This is a genomic window from Flagellimonas yonaguniensis (genome assembly GCF_029193885.1).
GTDB classification, from domain to species: Bacteria; Bacteroidota; Bacteroidia; order Flavobacteriales; family Flavobacteriaceae; genus Flagellimonas; species Flagellimonas yonaguniensis.
In genome coordinates this window covers 1-18,193 of the sequence record NZ_JARFVB010000007.1, presented here as the reverse complement: position 1 = coordinate 18,193, position 18,193 = coordinate 1, and the positions used below count along the sequence as shown (strand labels likewise).

Sequence of the window (18,193 nt, the reverse complement as noted above, 5' to 3'; positions counted from 1 at the left end):
TTCTAGGGGCTGTCATGCAGAAGTTTGTTTTGGTAATCATTTTTATGGGTTTGCTCGTGTCCTGTGAGCTGTTTGAGTCCAAGGAGGACAAAGCCCAAAAACTGGTCAATGAGGAACTGATGGCCATCGATTGGAACGATGTGGACCAATACCCTCTTTTTGACGATTGTGACGAAACGGCACCCAAAGATGCGCAGCAGGAATGCTTCCAGAATGTGATCACTGAATATTTTTCAGAAGCATTGGCCGGACTCAAGTTTCAGGTTCGTAACGATATGAACGATACAGTATACATCGATTTTCTGATTGATGAGCACGGCTTTATTTCGGTATTGAATGTGGAGGAAAAAACGTCCGTGCTTACCGAAATATCGGATTTCAATACCAAAATTTCCGAACGTTTGAACGATTTGACCACAGTGGCGCCCGCATTGAAAAGGGGAAACCCGGTAAGTCTGCGTTTTAGGCTGCCGCTGGTACTAAACACCTACTGATTTGGCAAAAGAAAAAATTATATTGGGAATAGACCCGGGAACCACAATCATGGGTTTCGGAATCATCAAGGTCATCAACAAGCAAATGCACTTTGTGCAGATGAACGAGTTGATGCTCCGTAAGTATGATGACCCCTACACCAAACTCAAGCTTATTTTTGAACGTACTTTAGAACTCATCGACACCTATCATCCCGATGAAATTGCCATCGAAGCGCCGTTTTATGGCAAAAATGTGCAGTCCATGCTCAAATTGGGCAGAGCACAGGGTGTGGCGATGGCCGCAGGGTTGTCTAGAGAGATTCCGATTACCGAGTATATGCCCAAAAAGATAAAAATGGCCATCACGGGCAATGGAAATGCCAGTAAGGAGCAAGTGGCCCGAATGCTTCAAAGTGTACTTAAATTGAAATCCTTGCCCAAAAACCTGGACAGCACCGATGGTCTGGCCGCAGCAGTATGCCATTTCTACAATGATGGCAGGGTAGAGATTGGCAAAAGTTATACAGGCTGGGAAGCTTTTATCAAACAAAATCCGGATAAGATCAAGTGACGATTGAATGAGCGGTATTTACATTCACATTCCATTTTGCAAGCAAGCTTGCCATTACTGTGATTTCCATTTTTCCACACAATTGGGAAAAAAGGAAGCCATGGTCAATGCCATTGCCAAAGAACTGGTTTTGAGAAAAACGGAGGTGGATGATGAAGTTGAGACCATATACTTTGGTGGGGGGACGCCATCTTTACTTTCCAATGAAGAGATTGAAGGGTTGATACAGGCTGTTTATGACAATTACAAAGTAATTGATGCTCCAGAAATCACTTTGGAAGCCAATCCTGATGATTTGGTGTCATCTCGAGCGCAGTCGAGAGACCTCTTTTCAGAATATAAAAAGGCAGGCATTAACCGACTCAGTATCGGCATCCAATCCTTTTTTGAAGAAGATTTAAAGTTGATGAACCGCGCCCACAATGCGGGAGAAGCGGAAGAATGTATCAAAGAAGCCACACAGTATTTTGACAATATCACTATCGATTTGATTTACGGCATCCCCGGGATGGATAACGCAAGATGGAAGGCCAATATTCAAAAAGCCTTGGATTTTGGACTGCCTCATATTTCCAGCTATGCCTTGACCGTTGAACCACGCACCGCACTCAAAAAATTTATAGAAAAAGGTGTGGTTTCCGATGTGGACGATGAACAGGCGCAGGCGCAGTTTCATATTCTGGTGGATGTGCTCGAAGAAGAGGGTTTTATCAATTACGAAATCTCCAATTTTGGTAAACCTGGCTTTTTCTCAAAAAATAACACATCGTACTGGTTAGGCAAAACGTATTTGGGAGTTGGTCCGTCGGCACATTCTTTTGATGGAACACAGCGAAGCTGGAACATTCGAAACAACCCCACTTACATCAAAAAAATAGAAGAAGGTATGCTGCCCATGGAAATTGAAACGCTATCTAAAAATGATAGATACAATGAATACGTGATGACAGGGCTTAGGACTATTTGGGGCGTTGATTTGGGTAGAATTGCATCAGAATTTGGAGAAAACTACCTGAAATATCTCAACCAACAATCATCAAAATTTCTAGAGCAAGGTTTGTTGGTCGTAGATGATGGAAAGTTGCTCACGACCAAAAAAGGCAAGTTTTTGGCGGATGGGATTGCTTCCGACCTTTTTATGCTTAACTTAAAATAGTAAATTGTCATTCCTGCAAAAGCAGGAATCCATGGAGTAGAACAGAATCTCGATTCAGTCGAGAATGAAAAAAAATGAAAAATTTGATAGCCTCAATAAAACATAACTCCCGAAACTATAAAATAGACCTGGGCAAACCGCTTGATATTTCCATAGCACTCAAAGGTGGCGATGAAAACGTGAATGCTTGGTATTTGGATCCGCCTAAAATCGCCCCGCACGAACAGGAAGGATTTGTGGGTAAAGTGACCGAAGGCGCATCCACTAATTTCAATGATATTTGGTTCAACCCTCATTCGCATGTAACACATACGGAATGTTTGGGACATATATCCGAGGAGTTCAACTCCATCAATAAAAAGTTGAAGCAATTTTTCTTTTTGGCTGAGGTAATTACCGTGGCACCTGAACAAATGGGAGAAGATTTTGTGATTTCGGAAAAACAAATAAAGTACGCTTTGGGCAATAAGAAAAGACAGGCCGTGGTCATACGGACGATGCCTAATTTGGGTTACAAACGTTCCAAAAAATATTCGGACACCAACCCTACCTATTTGACCGAGGCAGCCGCCAAACACTTGGTAAAAAAAGGAGTGGAGCACTTGCTTGTGGACCTTCCTTCTGTGGATAAGGAAAGGGACGGGGGAGAGCTTTTGGCGCACAAGGCCTTTTGGAACATGAATGGCAAAAAAAGACAAAAAGCGACCATTACGGAGTTTATTTACGTCCCCAACCCTGTGGAGGACGGTACTTATTTCTTAAACTTGCAAGTGGCACCATTTGAGAACGATGCAAGTCCTAGTAGGCCCGTTTTGTACAAAATTGAAAACCAATAAATGAAAACAACACTCAAATTGGAAGAGCTAATGATGCTTGTTTTGGGCATCTATCTTTTTAGTTTGTTGGATTATGCCTGGTGGTGGTTTTTGGTGTTGATTCTAACGCCCGATATTGGAATGGTGGGCTACCTTTTCGGAAACAAGGCGGGAGCCTTTTCCTATAATTTGTTCCATCATAAGGGGGTTGCCCTATTGGTCTACCTCACGGGCATCTACTTTTCCCTACCTTTATGCCAGTTGATTGGGGTGATTTTGTTTTCCCACTCCGCTTTGGACCGAATGTTGGGTTACGGATTAAAATATGACAAAGGATTCAAGTTTACCCATTTGGGTGAAATAGGCAAGTAACATGGGTGACATTGTAGACATTGTTTTAGGGTTGATTTTGGGCGCGATAATCATGTATTGGGTCTATTCCCTATTTAGAAAAAAGAAGGACAAAGAAATTACCAAAGAGCAATCCACCGTGATTCTCAATAAAATACGGAGCGTGTGCAAGCTCGTTTCTGTTGAAGGGGATTTTGCCGAAATTTATCATTACGAGAATACCAAGGACAGCTTTATGAGCCTATTCCGAAGTAAGAAAAAGGCATTGATCGTCATAAAGGCGAAGGCACATATCGGGTATGACCTGAACAAATTGGATATGAAGGCAGAAAATGATAAAAAGAAGATCGTTTTGAGCCATTTTCCAGAACCAGAAGTATTGTCCATAGAGCCCGATTTACAATTTTATGATATTAAAAATGGTATCTTCAACAGCTTTTCTCCCACAGACCTAACGAATCTCAATCAGGAGGCCAAGGCGCATATCAAACAAAAAATACCAGAGAGCGGGTTGATGGAAACCGCAAAAAAAGAAGCATTACAAGCGGTTTTGGTCGTGGAAAAAATTGTAGAGACCATTGGGTGGACATTGGATTATTCCGCCTTGGAAATATCAAACAGGGAAAAACAATTTTTAGAAGGATGAATATGAAAACCAAAATTTTAACCCTACTGCTGGTAGGAATGATATCCGCTATGAGCAACGCACAAAAATCCGACAAAACCACTTTTGACCATACCTTTGCACATGTGGTCTATTTCTGGTTCAAAAACCCTGATAGTCAAGATGCAAGAGATACCTTTGAAGCATCTTTGACCAAGTTTTTGAACAAATCCCAGTATGCCAAGACCAAATTCATCGGCAAACCGCCAAAGGCGATTCGTGATGTAGTGGATGATTCGTTTACGTACTCATTGATTCTTTCTTTTGAATCGGCCGAAGATCAAGCTGCTTACCAAGATGAAGCACCACACAAAGTATTTATCAAAGAGTGCGAAGATCTTTGGGAAAAGGTGATTGTTTACGACTCGCAGGGCATCGAACAATGAATGTAGAGGAACTTAGGGAGTTTTGTTTGGCCAAAAAAGGAGTGACCGAAGAACTTCCTTTTGATGCATATACCTTGGTCTTTAAGGTAATGGGCAAGATGTTCGCCTTGGTTCCTTTGGAACGCCTCCCTCCCCAATGCAATTTAAAATGCGACCCCGAAAGGTCCGAGGAGCTTCGGGAGGAACATGATGGTATCATCATGCCTGGCTATCATATGAGTAAAAAGCATTGGAACACCTTGTTTTTGGAACAACTCCCTCCTCAATTGATCAAAGATCTGGTGGACCATTCCTACGAATTGGTCGTATCTGGATTAACCAAAAAACTTCAGCAAGAGCTCAACAATTTAGGCTGATATTACATGAAAGATTTAAAGGGTTTTTATACCTCCCAGCGCAAGAAACATCAGCAAGAACTTCAACAGGTAAAAAAGCGATTGGGTCTATTGGCCACGTTGCGATTGTCCGTTTTTGTGGCATTGGCACTAGGCATTTATTTCCTTTGGGGAAGTTCGTTGCTATTTGTGGCTTTGCCCCTCGGTATAGCACTGTTTTTGTTTTTGGTCACTCGATTCAGCAATGTAAAACGGCACAAGGAATACTTGCAAAGGCTCATTGAGATCAATGAAACCGAATTGGATATTTTAACCCGTAAGTTTCATCATTTGCCAGATGGAAAAGAGTTTTTGGAACCCGATCATCCGTATGCGCAGGACCTTGACTTGTTCGGTAGAGGTTCTTTTTATCAGTATGCCAACCGTACTGTTTTGATGCAGGGTAGGGAAGTGTTTTCAAGCTTGTTGTTAGACGGATATCCAAAGGATGTTGCCCAAAAACAAGTCGCGATTCAAGAGTTGGCCCAATTGCCCGAGTGGAGACAACATTTTTCCGCCTTGGCCGGGGAAACCCAACCCAAAATTTCTCCCGATGTGGTTTCCGATTGGATGAAAAACCACAAATCGTTTATGCCCAAATGGGCAGGAATCGTTCCTCCGATTTTTGCCTTGTTGTCCATTGTATTGATCACTTTGGCCTTTTTGGGATGGGTGCCGGAAAGTTTAATTATATTTTGGTACGTTTTGGGTGTGGGAATCGTTGGTCGATACGCAAAGAAGATTATTGCATTTACCGCTAGGGTGTCAGAAGCGCAAGAAACCATCCAGCAACATCAACGGTTGATTTCTGAATTGGAAGAACACACATTCAATTCAGAACTGCTTCGGGAACTCCAGAAGAAATTGGAGGTCAAGGGAGAGAAGACATCAAAAATATTAAGGCACTTCTCCCAAAGCACGACGATGTTGGAACAACAATTCAATTTGATTGTTTCATTTTTCGCCCAAGGGCTTGGTCTGTACAGTGTTTATTATGCCCATTCTGTTGAATCTTGGATTTCAACATACGGGGAGGCGGTGGGAAGTTGGTTTTTGGCCATTGCCCAGTTCGATGCCTACATCAGTTTGGGAACCTATGCCTTCAATCATCCGGACCATACATATCCAAGTTTGATAGCTGGAGATATGGTGCTCACAGGAAAACAAGTGGGTCATCCTTTGGTGGACCCTGAAAAAAACGTCTTGAACGATTTTGAGATAGGAAAAGGCCGTTTCTGCATTGTCACTGGGGCGAATATGGCTGGTAAAAGCACTTTTTTACGTGCCGTTGGATTACAGATTGTAATGGCAAACATGGGCTTGCCCATAAAAGGAGAAGAAGTACAGTACAACCCAGTCCGTTTGTTGACGAGTATGCGTTCTTCAGATTCCTTGGCTGATGAGACCTCCTATTTTTATGCCGAGCTCAAACGTTTAAAGTATATCGTGGAAGAGTTGGAAAAAGAAGATTGCTTCGTGATCCTGGATGAAATCCTGAAGGGTACCAACAGCGTGGACAAGGCCGAGGGATCTAAAAAGTTTGTGGCACGATTGGTAAAAAATAGATCTACGGGAATGGTGGCCACGCATGATTTGAGTCTTTGTGCACTCGCCGATGAACTTCCAGAAGTGGAGAACCGCTATTTTGATGCGCAAATCGTGAACGGAGAACTGTTCTTCGATTATAAATTCAAAGAAGGAATCTGCCAGAACATGAATGCCTCTTTCCTTTTGAAAAATATGGGTATAGTCGATTAAAGCCCTTTTACCTGCACATTGTGGAAGGAATCGGCCTGAAGGCGCAGCAATTCTTCTGCTTTTTCCTTTTTGTATCGATAGAGTTCTTCCTCGTTTTTAATGTTGGCATAGATTTGCTGATTGAGCTCCCCGTCGGTGGCGAGCAGTAATTTGCGTTGCTCCACTTTTTGGGTCACCCAGGTGGCCACCACACTTTCCTGCTCTTCAAATTTATAGTCGTATTCGCCTTTTGGGGCCAACAATTTGGCAATGATCGGAGCTGTCTCGATGGCCAAGAACAACAAAAAGATAAAGAAGGAGGAAAACCAAGGCAATTTGCCCAGAGCATTGATGCGGGCCATCAATCCGTCAAAACCATCAATAATGGGCTGGGAATTGGTAACTGCGGTATCGTAATCGGTCTGCAGGGTGGCAATCTGTGCTTCGATGTTTTCAATTTTATCGCCGTTCGATTCTTTTAGAGCATTGAGTTCTGCAAGTGCTGCGTCGTGCTTTTCGCGTTTTTCCTTATACACGGGGCCTTTGCCCAACAAACCTGTTCCTGCGGTACCTTCGGCCTCAGAAATATAGGTATCGTAAAGTGCGTTGGTCTCTGCCTCTTTGGCCGCAATTTCGTTCTTCAGGTTGGCGATATCCTGGTTAAGACCTTCAATTTTTGGGGTGTATTGGAGCGCCAATTGTTCCTTGTTGTTCAAGGTCATGGCATTCTTTTCTTCCAATAGCACTTGGTTTATTTCTTTTTCAAAAATCTTCATCTCCAACGGTTTGGAAATCACAACGGCGATAATCAAGGCCAATACGATTCGTGGGGCAGCTTGCAGTAATTCGCCCTTGAAATTATCCCTCTTTTTGATGGTGGAAACAATGTACCGGTCCAAGTTGAAAATGAGCAAACCCCAAATCAATCCAAAGAAAATAGAGGTGTAAATATTGTCAAAAACGGTGTAAAGCGCATAGCCCGATGCAATGAATGCCGTGACAGCCGTAAAGAATACCGTGGCACCGATGCCTGCATATTTGTTGCGTTCCCCGTTGGAACAAGTGTCTAGGATTTGGGTGTCCGCACCCGAGCAGAAGATGAAAAAGCGTTGTAACATAAAGTGTTCTCTTTGATTGATAGGTTATTAGAACGCAATTTTTGTGGATTTGTTACATAAAAAGCCCCAATTAAGGGGCTTTTAACATTGTGTTCGGGAGTGGTCTAGTTGTCTATTTCAATGGGATCCACAGAAAGTTTCACTGTTGGCTTTTTATCCTTCGAGTCTCTGGTGTCTATGTTTATTTTATCATTGTCTTTAATGACCTGAATTGCCTTCTTGGCAGATATTTCCTTGCCGTTCAACATGAATGTTGCACCCTTGGCTACCATTTCCTTGACATGCTCCAATGGCGATTGAGGTGGGAGCGGAGCTTTAGGGGCTCCAGGTGTATTTGGTACAGGTGGTGCTGGTGGAAAATCAGGGAATGGTTCGGCATCCGCTTGTTGTTTTTTGGACATTTTTCCATAAATGGTTTTTAAACGAACGACCTCTTTCTTTTTGATAATCATCTGGTTTTGATTCATTTCATTGTACTTTTGGGCCAAGGCATTGTATTCTTTCATTTCCTCTCGGGTAGCGCTTTGTTGTTGATTTTGGGAATAACTTTTTTTGTTTTCAAAGGTATATATGGCAAAATTCGCCTTGTTGCCATTTTCCAACGGCGTCATGCCAGCTATTTGACTTCTTTTGATTGCTTTGTTCAATTTAAAGGCAGGTAAAATGGTTTTGTCATCTATTGTGACCAAATCATTTTTTGATTCAAGCTTTATCCAGCTGTCGCTTACCAAATAATGACCACCATTCAACTGTATGAAAACATGTTGATTATTCCTTTTGGCCTCTTCCATCTTTTCATGAAACTTAAAGTCGGCTTCGACTTTACTATAATTCATCAAAATAGACTCATAATCCAGGTTCTGTGTGTTTGTAACTAAAGTTGAAAGTTGTTCTGACTCTGATTTCTTTTGTTGTAAAGCAAAATACATGGCCGAACCAATCTTTCCCTGAAGATTTCCCCAATGTTCCTTTTGTAGAATTGGATTATAACCTTCTTTGGATATTGAGAACTGGAAGAATATTTCACCGGATGTTAAAATGTTAAACTCCACATGGTAATACCCCCTGTTGTCGGTTTTGGAAAGAATTACCCCTTCAGGTCCTATTATGGATACATTTTCTAATGGTAACATTGTTTTGGAATCTACAACAATACCTGCTAGTTCGATGGACCTAGATGACATAGCATCTGCTGGTTCCAGATTGTTGGTTCTTGGATAGTTTGTCGGTTCAGAAATTGTTTTTTTGGATAAAGGAACTTCGCGTTTTTCACTGAACCCAAATAACAATAGAGCCGTAAGTGGCAGAAGTAAAAGACTTCTGAATACAAATGATTTTTTGGATGTGTTTGTTTTCATGACTGTAAAACGTTTTTTGATTGATGAATAATTAATGGCATTTGCGATGCCAACCGACTGATATTTTTCGTTTGACAAGTACGACAGTAAAGTGTTTTGATAATGCGAATGATCATATTCTTTTTGGATGACCGCTTTATCCGCTAAAAATTCATGGTTCAGCTTGATGGATGATTTAAAAAGATATATCAAGGGATTGAACCAAAAGATGACTTGAACAAGTTCAATAAGCAGAATGTCCAAACTATGTCGTTGCTTGGCGTGGGTTTCCTCGTGCAACAAAACTTCTTGAGGAATGCTGTTTTCCTCGTGTTGTTTTTGGTTTAAAAAGATATAGTTCAAAAAAGTATGTGGGGGCAACGATTCATTTAAAAGCACCTTGGTCACAAAATTTTCCTTGAATTTGGGGTTCTTTTTGATGCGTAAACGTATTCGGAACAGATTTGCAATAAAACGCAGTCCGAATCCAATAATTCCCAATCCATAAATGAGCCACAACAAAAGTTGCCAATCAAAAATTGAAGCTTTTGGGACGTTTTGTGCGATAACGGTATCAGAAATAGGGTCGGTAATAGGAGTAATTGAATTAATGGTGGGTTCAACGGCATCAATGTATTCGATAAACACCAAATTGGGAATTATGAATGAGGCAAGTAGTGCTCCCAAAAGAAAGAACCGTTTAAAATGGTGTATGCTTTCCTTTTCCAGTACTAATTTGTAAAAGATCATTAAGATGGCCATGCAGGCGGTCGATTTTAAAAGAAAGGTCAGCATAATTATTTCTTTTTGATTTCGTTGTCGATGAGCTTTTTCAATTCTTCCAACTCACTTTTGCTCAAGTTGGTCTCTTGGGTAAAGAAGGAAGCAAACTGACTCGCACTATCATTGAAAAAGTTTTTGATGAGTCCGTTCACATGCTTGGAAAAATAGTCCTTCTTCATGACCAAAGGGTAGTACTCCCTACTTCTTCCAACATTGTTGTAGGCTATAAAACCTTTGTCCGCTATCCGCTTTAAAAGTGTGGCCACCGTTGTGGTCGCTGGTTTGGGTTCTGGATAGGCTTCCAGTATGTCCTTCATGAAGGCCTTTTTCAATTTCCAAACAATGTTCATTAACTCCTCCTCGGATTTTGACAGTTGCATTTTTTGATGATTTAAAAGAATTGTTCTACAAACATAGAATAAAAATATCAATTCTACAAATGTAGAGTTTATTTGTAAGCAAAAACTTTTTGGTCCATCAACTGGATTTAGGCAAAAATCACATCGGCAAAGGTTAGTTTTGGATGTTTGGACAGGGTACGCTTATGTGCCTTAAGTTACTGACCCATAGGAGATAGAAAGGTATATTTATAATATTAAATCACACAATCATGAAAACCACAGTAGTTATTGGTGGGAATTTTGCAGGAATGACCGCCGCATTGGAAATTAAGAGGAAAGGGAAAAAGGAACATAAGGTGTTAGTGATAGATAAATCACCATTGTTCTTGTTTGTTCCCTCATTGATCTGGGTACCTTTTGGAAGAAGGGAAATCAAGGATATTTCATTCAGAAAAGACACCATTCTTGAAAAGAAAGGAGTTGAATTTGTACAGGCGGAAGCTTTGGAGGTAGATCCCGAAAGTCAAATAGTGCATACGACCAAAGGTGATTTTACGTATGATCATTTGGTCATTGCCACAGGCCCCAAAGTAAAATACGATGTGGCCCCAGGGGTAAGAGAGTATGCCCATTACATTGGCACTCCGAATGGTGCCATGAAAACAAGGAGCGCTCTGGAAGAATTTAAGAAAAATCCTGGCCCTATTGTGATTGGAGCCACCCAAAATGCTGGTTGTATGGGTGCGGCCTATGAGTTTTTGTTCAATGTGGAGAAATGGTTGAGAGAACAAAAAATCAGAAAGAAAGTGGACTTGTACTGGATTACCCCCGAAACATTTTTAGGCCACTTCGGTATTGACGGAATCACCGGGGGCGAAACCATGCTCAAGTCCTTTATGAATATGTTCAACATTCACTACCGAACCCAGGTTGGGGTCAAGGAAGTGACCGAGGATAGCGTTACCCTTACTTCAGATGAGGTGTTGCCAAGCAAATTTACCATGTTGATGCCACCTTTTGTGGGCGTGGACTTTGTGGTGAACTCTCCAAAATTGGAGGCTAATGCAGCAGGATACTTGCCCGTTGGGGAAGATTACAGACACTTTAAATACCCCAATATTTGGTCTGCAGGTATTGCTGTGGATGTGAAACTGCCATTTAAACCTGGAAAAGTGCCATTTTCAGGCCCAAAAACGGGATATCCATCCGATGAGACAGGTAAAATAGTTGCTGAGAACATCATCAGGATAACAAAGGGCAAAGATAAATTGAAGAAGAAAGCTTGGGGAAAAATCCCAGGTATATGTGTAATGGATGCCGGTAAAAAGGAAGTGATCATCGTAAGTGACCACTTGTTCAAACCACGAAACTTTGCCATCATGATACCCAATGTGTTCTACGACTTCTCCAAAGTGTTGTTCGAAAAATATTTCCTTTGGAAAACAAGACACGGATATTCACAATTACCTTAGTGATTGAGGTGGCAGTTTGATGAAATCCACTCATTGCAAAATGGGTGGATTTTTTCTTTTGAAGCTTTTGGTCTAAAAAGCCTAAGTTTGTGGCACTTTAAAATATTCGAAAATGGCTTTATTGGAAGACTTGCTAGAAAGGAGTGGGGGTGTTTGCGAACTAAGTGGTGTTGCTGACGATTTGGTAATTTATGAGGTTCCACCTGTTTCTACAGGAGGATTGGATGGCAGTATTTTGATAAGTACCACTTGTAAAAACCAAATAGAAAATCCGGAAACCACAGATGCCAACCACTGGCGTTGTTTGAACGATAGTATGTGGAGCGAACATGATGCTGTAAAAGTGGTGGTGTGGCGCATGCTGAACCGCTTGAAATCCGAAGGATGGCCGCAGGACTTGCTGGATATGATGTATTTGGAAGATGAGACATTGGCATGGGCCAAAGCAACTGGGGAAGATGGGGAAGAGGGCGAAAAAATTGTGCACCGGGATGTAAACGGTAACATTTTGGAGAACGGAGATAGTGTTGTTTTGATCAAAGACCTGAAAGTGAAAGGTTCCAGCATGGTCGCGAAACAGGGAACCGCCGTTAGACGGATTTCCCTAGATCACGATAATGCTGAATATATTGAGGGTAAGGTAGATGGTCAACAAATTGTGATCATTACCAAGTACGTTAAAAAGCTTTAGGCCTTTACCTCCCTCGAACTGGGAGCTACTACTGCTGACAGGTTGGCGAAAAAATTATTGGAATAAGAGAATTCCCAATTACCCCTAACTCTATCCTAATAGAGAAAAAAGCCCCCTTATCAAAGGGGGCTTTTTATTAAGGCTTGTAAGGTGTTGAGCTAGAGTTTTTCCAAAGGAAACTCTTTGGGAGGTTCCATACCCTTTAGGTTTTTCACAAAATAATCCCACCGCTTGCGGGTCATGTAGGAGGTCATGTCTCCATAACCATGACGTTTGTTGGGATATAGAATAAGATCAAAGTCTTTATTCGCTTTTATGAGAGCCTCCACTACCAATAAAGTGTTCGATGGGGGAACATTATCATCCATGGTTCCATGTCCCAAAAGCAACTTCCCTTTTAAGTTTTGGGCCAATAATTGGTTGGCTTGTTTATCATAGGAAGTGGTGCCATCAGGATAGCTTTCCAATAGGCCATGCCATTTTTCACCCCAATCAGCTTCATAATTTCTATTGTCATGGTTTCCAGAGGTGGATACAGCAACATCATAAAAATCCGGATAACGAAGAATGGCATCAGTAGAGGCGAAACCACCTCCAGAATGTCCCCAAATACCAACTCTCGTGGTATCCATGCCTTGATATTTACTTGCCAGTTGTTTGATAGCGGTAATATTATCTGGCAAGCCATTGTCGCCCATATTTCCATAATAAGCATCATGGAAGCTTTTAGAGCGTCCCGGGGTGCCCATGGCATCTATTCCCACCACGATAAAGCCCAGTTCTGCCAATGACTGTCGATCTCTACGTGCAGGAAGGAACGCATAATTGCCCACACTGCCCGATTGTGGACCTGGATAGATGTGGTTTAAAATGGGATATGACTTTGTTTCATCGTAGTCGCTGGGAAGAAAGAGGATGCCGTAAATATCTGTTTCGTTATCCCTTGCCTTTACATGAAATTCCACTGGTTCTTGCCATCCATTGGCCTTAAGTTCTGAAATATCTGCTGTACCTAGGGTGGATAAGAGTGCCCCATTCATTTTTTTGAGTACCCAAGTTGGTGGAGTGTTTACCGTGGAGTATTCGTCCAAAAAGGTTTTATTGTCGGGAGCCAAGGTAATTCTATGGGCTGCTTTTTCTGGGGTGAGCAATTTTAAATGGCTTCCATCAAAATCAACTGAGTAGAGATAGTGGTAGTATGGATTTCCCGATTCTTTTCCAGCGGCGGTAAAATAGATTTTTCTGTTTTTTTCATCAACGTGGAGCACTTGTTGAACGGCCCAATCTCCTTGGGTAATACGATTTTTTAATTCTCCGGTTTCCAAATTGTACAAATAGAGGTGCCCCCAATTGTCCCTTTCAGAAAACCATATGACCTCATTACTGTCAAAAAGTACATTCCAATTGATTTTTCTTGCCCCGGATTCAAAATATGTCTTGGTCACTTCCTTGAGAACCGACCTTACCTCTCCATTTTGCGCATCTGCTACTTGGAGGTGGGCTACCTTATGGTCTCGCGAAGAAGAGACTAAGGCCAGTTGGGAACCGTCTTGTTTCCAATCATTATCATAAAACTCACCATTCCTCCCCGCTACATGGTCCGTAATCGTGGAACGTTGGAAATCTGATTCTTTTTTAAGGGGGATTAGTTCTTTGGTATTGAGATTGATGATGACCCTTTCCAATTTAAAAACGGCGCTGTCCCCAGGCAAAGGGTGCTTCCAAGCTTTCAGTTCCGGATGCCCTACATTGGTACTGGTAAGGTACATTTCGCCAACGTTTCGGGCATCTTGTCTAAAAGTGGCGATTTTATCAGAATTGGGGGACCATTTCAGTACAGGATTATCTCCTTTTGTCCATCCAGCATTGTTGGTGGCATATCCATAATCCTTTTCACCATCAAAAGTCAGCTGGATTTTTTGGTTTGTCTCTAAATCCTTGATCCAAAGATTATAATCGTCTATGAATGCTGCTATTTTACCATTTGGGGCAACATATTCATCACGATTTCTTTGTGATGTGGTCTCTCCATCCAAAATAGTGCTGTTTTTGGTATTGTACAGGTAATTTTTCCCATCAAAAGTGAAGGCTATGGTATTCTTGTCTTGAAAATCAAAGAATCTAATAGGGAGGTTTTTAGGGTCGATACTTTTTCCAAGAGTTTTAGAGAGGGCAGATGCCATTTTTTGTGGGTCAAAAGCAGTACTCTTTTTACCGTTGGACAAATTGACCTTCATGTATTGTGGACCCTCCTTGGCGTTCAATGTATAGCTAAACGTATTGTTGCTGCCCCAAGACGGATATTGTATTTCATCGTGTACCCATGGAGCCATGTTCTTGCTCAAATATTTGGTGGCTCTTTCATAAGTTTCAAAGGGCATTTTGTTTTGGGCCAATAGGGATGACGAAACACACAAGGCGGCCAAACAGGTGTGAATAATAAAGTTGGTTGACTTCATTTCATAAGGTTGTTTAAGGTTGATTAATAAATTTCGTTGAAATACTTGTAAAAATAGGGTATGGTTTCAATGCCCTTTAAAAAGTTCCAGACCCCAAAATGTTCGTTGGGGGAGTGGATGGCATCACTGTCCAAACCAAATCCAAGAAGGATGGTCTTACTGTCAAAAACGCTTTCAAAAAGGGCCACGATTGGTATACTTCCTCCGGTTCGTTGTGGAACAGGTGTTTTTCCAAAGGTGGTTTCCATGGCTTTGGAAGCTGCTTGGTAGCCAATGCTGTCAATTGGTGTTACGTATGCCTGACCTCCGTGATGGGGAGTTACCTTCACTTTCACACTTTTTGGGGCAATGGATTCAAAATGTTTGGTGAACAGGTCGGTGATTTCGTGCCAATCTTGGTCTGGGACCAATCTCATCGATATTTTGGCATAAGCTTTACTGGCGATTACGGTTTTTGCCCCTTCGCCCATATAGCCTCCCCAGATTCCATTCACATCCAAGGTGGGACGGATGCCGAATCGCTCTGGTGTGGAATACCCTTTTTCTCCGTGTACATCGCCAATGTCCAATGATTTTTTGTAAGCTTCAAGGTCAAAAGGGGCTTTGGCCATTTCAGCACGCTCGTCATCTGAGATGACTTCCACTTTATCATAAAAACCAGGGATGGTGATATGGTTATCCTCATCATGTAGTTGTGCTATCATTTTAGCGAGTACGTTGATGGGGTTTGGTGCGGCTCCACCGTATATTCCCGAGTGAAGATCACGGTTGGCGCCGGTTACTTCCACTTCCACATAGCTAAGTCCGCGCAATCCCGTTGTAATGGATGGGGTATCATTGGAAATCATACCTGTATCGGAAATAAGGATGATATCATTTTTGAATTTTTCGCTGTTTTCCTTTAGGAAATCCTCCAAACTATCGCTTCCCACTTCTTCCTCTCCTTCGATCATGAATTTTACATTGCAGGGCAGTGTATCGTTTTTGATCATAAATTCCACGGCTTTGACGTGCATAAAGAACTGGCCTTTATCGTCGCAGGCCCCACGGGCAAAAATGGCCCCATCGGGATGTAGCTCCGTCTTTTTGATGACGGGCTCAAAAGGAGGGGAGTCCCACAAGTCGATTGGGTCCGGGGGTTGCACATCGTAATGGCCGTACACCAAAACGGTGGGCAAATTGGGGTCTATGATCTTATCGCCATACACCACGGGGTATCCTTTGGTTTCACAAATCTCCGTGTTTTCGCAACCTGCATCGTCCAAAGATTTTTTAACAGCTTTAGCGGCTTTCAGAACGTCTTTGGCGTATGCCTTATCGGCACTTATTGAGGGGATTTTTAAAAGGTCGATCAACTCGTTGATAAATCTGTCCTTGTTGGTACTGATGTAATTATTTATGTCTTTCATATATGATTTAAAAAGGACCCTAAAAGTACAAAAAACAAGTTTTTATGGGGAGTGCATTTGCAAATCGGAAAATTGATTTATATTTGCACTCCATTTCGCGGGTGTGGTGGAATTGGTAGACACGCTAGACTTAGGATTTAACCAAGTATAGGTTCTTAAAATATTGTTAAAATGCGGGCGTGGTGGAATTGGTAGACACGTCAGACTTAGGATCTGATGCCGCGAGGTGTGGGAGTTCGAGTCTCCCCGCCCGTACAAAAGCCGAAGAGAAATCTTCGGCTTTTTCATTTTAAAAATGCGGCTTTTCTTCACGATTTTTGACCTTGGGTACAACATAGGTACAACATTTTGTCTTTTTTCAGAACCGAATTGGCTTTAATACTATATCCTTTCATTTGATACCAAATACAATTTTCTTTATTGAGAATTAATAAATTTTAGGTTAGCTCAACCTTCGTTCTTCGTTAGAGGGGTTTATTATCATACAATATACACGCAAGGTAAACTCGTAAAATACTTCCATCAAAAGACTACGGCATAAAGCCAACACTTCTTCCACTACTCATTTATTCCGTTTCCTTTTGAGCCAAGATTTTATCTTCCGTTTGGTTTCTGCTCAAATATTGTTTAATCAAAAATTTGAGTATTATGACAACAAAAGCTAGTACCACAAAGAAGCGCAGTAGAACTAAAGTAGCTGCCAAGAAAGAAGTAAATGGAAAGAAATCATCCGCACTTCAAATTCAGAACTTACCATTGGGTAAAATCAAGCCTGACCTTGAGCAGCCCAGAAAGACTTTTAATGATGATGCCTTGCAGCAGCTTTCTGAGAGTATCGAAAAGCACGGTGTGTTGCAACCAATCACGGTAAGGCAACTAAATGGCCATTACATCATCGTGATGGGCGAACGCCGATATCGCGCAAGCAAGCTGGCAGGAAAGAAGACTGTGCCCTGTATCGTGAGGACTTATGAGACCAATGATATTCTGGAAGTTCAAATCATCGAAAATCTGCAAAGACAAGATGTTGAACCTACCGAAGAAGCCGAGGCAATTGCTTACCTAAGTGAAAAGTATTCAACATCTGAAATCGCAAAGCGATTAGGTAGAACGGATAACTTCATCAGACAGCGATTAAAATTAGCTGGATTGATTGACGGTTTCAAGCACTATGTCCGCAATGGCGAAATGACCATTTCCTTGGGTGTAGGTGTCGCGCTCTTTGAACCGGAAGAACAACAGATGATGCTGGAAACGATGGGCGAGGATTTTAATGCGCATCAGATAAACAAGATGATTAAAGACCAGACCTACGATTTGGAAAAAGCATCTTTTGATGTAGCCGATAAAAAATTGGTCCCAAAAGCTGGGTCTTGCGTTGAATGTCCTTTCAACGCGGCAAATCAAGGCAATCTGTTCGGCGATGGTAAAATGGTCTGTACAAAAGCAGCCTGTTTTGAAACTAAGAAAAGTAAATCGTTCTTAAACCTGATTGAAAAGTCCAAGAAAGAGAATATCTTTTTAATCCCTGAAATGCGACAGTATTGGGCAGATGACGAAAACAATCAGCTAATTATATCACAATTAGAAAAGAAGGGATTGAAAGTCTATCTACTGGATGATGTTGAAATTATAGTGCATCCGATTGAGCCAACAATCCAGGATATTAAGATAGAATATCAACACTATGATTATTCTGAAGAACGATTGAAAGCTGAACTTGAAGAAGCAAAACAGGACTATGATGAAGAATTTGTGAAATATAATTCAGCGAAAGAAAATGGATTTGTCAATGGCATTTTGTTCCATCCTGAAACGTACAGGAATAAAGAAGTCTTCATAAAAATTGTTGAAAAAACAAAAGATGAATCAACAGATTATTCGGCACCATTGGCCAACAGAAAAATGGCAGATTGTACGCCTGAATGGAAACGCCGGACATAGTATACCACCCTCGCCGGGTTAAAGTGACCATAGCTGGCCGGACGAAAGTGACCCACCCCCGCCGGGCCAAAGTGACCCACCTTTAGATTAGATCTATCTGTAAAAAGTC

At 41.7% G+C, this 18,193-nt stretch carries 17 protein-coding genes and 1 tRNA gene; 13 read left to right on the top strand and 5 right to left on the bottom strand.

Annotated elements, in window-relative coordinates:
* Positions 1–14 precede the first annotated feature (14 nt).
* The 9 genes from PY092_RS12205 to PY092_RS12165 all read left to right on the top strand — a co-directional run bounded on the left by PY092_RS12205 (position 15) and on the right by PY092_RS12165 (position 6,551).
* The gene (locus tag PY092_RS12205) at positions 15–494 is read left to right on the top strand and encodes a hypothetical protein (RefSeq protein ID WP_275616088.1); all 480 of its coding nucleotides are present in this window, start codon (positions 15–17) and stop codon (positions 492–494) included.
* 1 nt (position 495) lies between these two features.
* Entirely contained in the window at positions 496–1,047 is a 552-nt protein-coding gene (gene ruvC, locus PY092_RS12200; RefSeq protein WP_275616087.1) for a crossover junction endodeoxyribonuclease RuvC, read from the top strand.
* A 7-nt stretch (positions 1,048–1,054) separates the two neighbouring features.
* Positions 1,055–2,203 carry a radical SAM family heme chaperone HemW gene (gene hemW, locus PY092_RS12195; RefSeq protein WP_275616086.1) on the top strand — a complete coding sequence of 383 codons (1,149 nt, stop codon included), beginning with the start codon at positions 1,055–1,057 and terminating at the stop codon, positions 2,201–2,203.
* A gap of 83 nt (positions 2,204–2,286) precedes the next feature.
* Positions 2,287–3,039 carry a cyclase family protein gene (locus PY092_RS12190; RefSeq protein WP_275616222.1) on the top strand — a complete coding sequence of 251 codons (753 nt, stop codon included), beginning with the start codon at positions 2,287–2,289 and terminating at the stop codon, positions 3,037–3,039.
* Positions 3,040–3,390, top strand: a complete 351-nt coding sequence (locus PY092_RS12185; RefSeq protein ID WP_275616085.1) for a DUF4260 domain-containing protein — start codon at positions 3,040–3,042, stop codon at positions 3,388–3,390.
* A gap of 1 nt (position 3,391) precedes the next feature.
* On the top strand, positions 3,392–4,015 hold the full coding sequence (locus tag PY092_RS12180; RefSeq protein ID WP_275616084.1) for a DUF4230 domain-containing protein: 624 nt from the start codon (positions 3,392–3,394) through the stop codon (positions 4,013–4,015).
* A 2-nt stretch (positions 4,016–4,017) separates the two neighbouring features.
* Entirely contained in the window at positions 4,018–4,419 is a 402-nt protein-coding gene (locus PY092_RS12175) for a Dabb family protein (RefSeq protein ID WP_275616083.1), read from the top strand.
* Positions 4,416–4,775, top strand: coding sequence for an MmcQ/YjbR family DNA-binding protein (locus PY092_RS12170; RefSeq protein WP_275616082.1), 360 nt, complete (start codon positions 4,416–4,418; stop codon positions 4,773–4,775). Before PY092_RS12175 ends, PY092_RS12170 begins: the two co-directional genes overlap by 4 nt.
* A gap of 6 nt (positions 4,776–4,781) precedes the next feature.
* Complete coding sequence (locus PY092_RS12165; RefSeq protein WP_275616081.1) at positions 4,782–6,551, top strand: MutS-related protein; 1,770 nt, start codon at positions 4,782–4,784, stop codon at positions 6,549–6,551.
* On the opposite strand, the gene PY092_RS12160 is transcribed toward PY092_RS12165, so the two are convergent.
* The 3 genes from PY092_RS12160 to PY092_RS12150 form a co-directional block, all read right to left on the bottom strand.
* Entirely contained in the window at positions 6,548–7,648 is a 1,101-nt protein-coding gene (locus PY092_RS12160; RefSeq protein ID WP_275616080.1) for a DUF4407 domain-containing protein, read from the bottom strand. The two genes, PY092_RS12165 and PY092_RS12160, sit on opposite strands and share 4 nt — an antisense overlap.
* Positions 7,649–7,752: 104 nt before the next feature.
* Positions 7,753–9,780 (bottom strand): M56 family metallopeptidase, encoded by a 2,028-nt coding sequence (locus PY092_RS12155; RefSeq protein ID WP_275616079.1) that lies wholly within the window; start codon positions 9,778–9,780, stop codon positions 7,753–7,755.
* Between the two features lie 2 nt (positions 9,781–9,782).
* Entirely contained in the window at positions 9,783–10,148 is a 366-nt protein-coding gene (locus PY092_RS12150) for a BlaI/MecI/CopY family transcriptional regulator (RefSeq protein ID WP_275616078.1), read from the bottom strand.
* 230 nt (positions 10,149–10,378) lie between these two features.
* Here PY092_RS12150 and PY092_RS12145 point away from each other — a divergent pair, with 230 nt between their 5' ends.
* The gene (locus tag PY092_RS12145) at positions 10,379–11,581 is read left to right on the top strand and encodes an NAD(P)/FAD-dependent oxidoreductase (protein ID WP_275616077.1); all 1,203 of its coding nucleotides are present in this window, start codon (positions 10,379–10,381) and stop codon (positions 11,579–11,581) included.
* A 112-nt stretch (positions 11,582–11,693) separates the two neighbouring features.
* Entirely contained in the window at positions 11,694–12,272 is a 579-nt protein-coding gene (locus tag PY092_RS12140) for a PhnA domain-containing protein (RefSeq protein ID WP_275616076.1), read from the top strand.
* Positions 12,273–12,430: 158 nt separating this feature from the next.
* On the opposite strand, the gene PY092_RS12135 is transcribed toward PY092_RS12140, so the two are convergent.
* Both PY092_RS12135 and PY092_RS12130 read right to left on the bottom strand, forming a co-directional pair.
* A complete protein-coding gene (locus tag PY092_RS12135; protein WP_275616075.1) occupies positions 12,431–14,731 on the bottom strand; it encodes a S9 family peptidase in 2,301 nt (766 codons plus the stop codon).
* 23 nt (positions 14,732–14,754) lie between these two features.
* On the bottom strand, positions 14,755–16,140 hold the full coding sequence (locus PY092_RS12130; RefSeq protein WP_275616074.1) for a dipeptidase: 1,386 nt from the start codon (positions 16,138–16,140) through the stop codon (positions 14,755–14,757).
* Positions 16,141–16,313: 173 nt separating this feature from the next.
* Here PY092_RS12130 and PY092_RS12125 point away from each other — a divergent pair.
* Both PY092_RS12125 and PY092_RS12120 read left to right on the top strand, forming a co-directional pair.
* Positions 16,314–16,395 (top strand) — tRNA-Leu (locus PY092_RS12125).
* Positions 16,396–16,788: 393 nt separating this feature from the next.
* Complete coding sequence (locus tag PY092_RS12120) at positions 16,789–18,084, top strand: ParB/RepB/Spo0J family partition protein (protein ID WP_275616073.1); 1,296 nt, start codon at positions 16,789–16,791, stop codon at positions 18,082–18,084.
* The last annotated feature ends 109 nt before the right edge of the window (positions 18,085–18,193 follow it).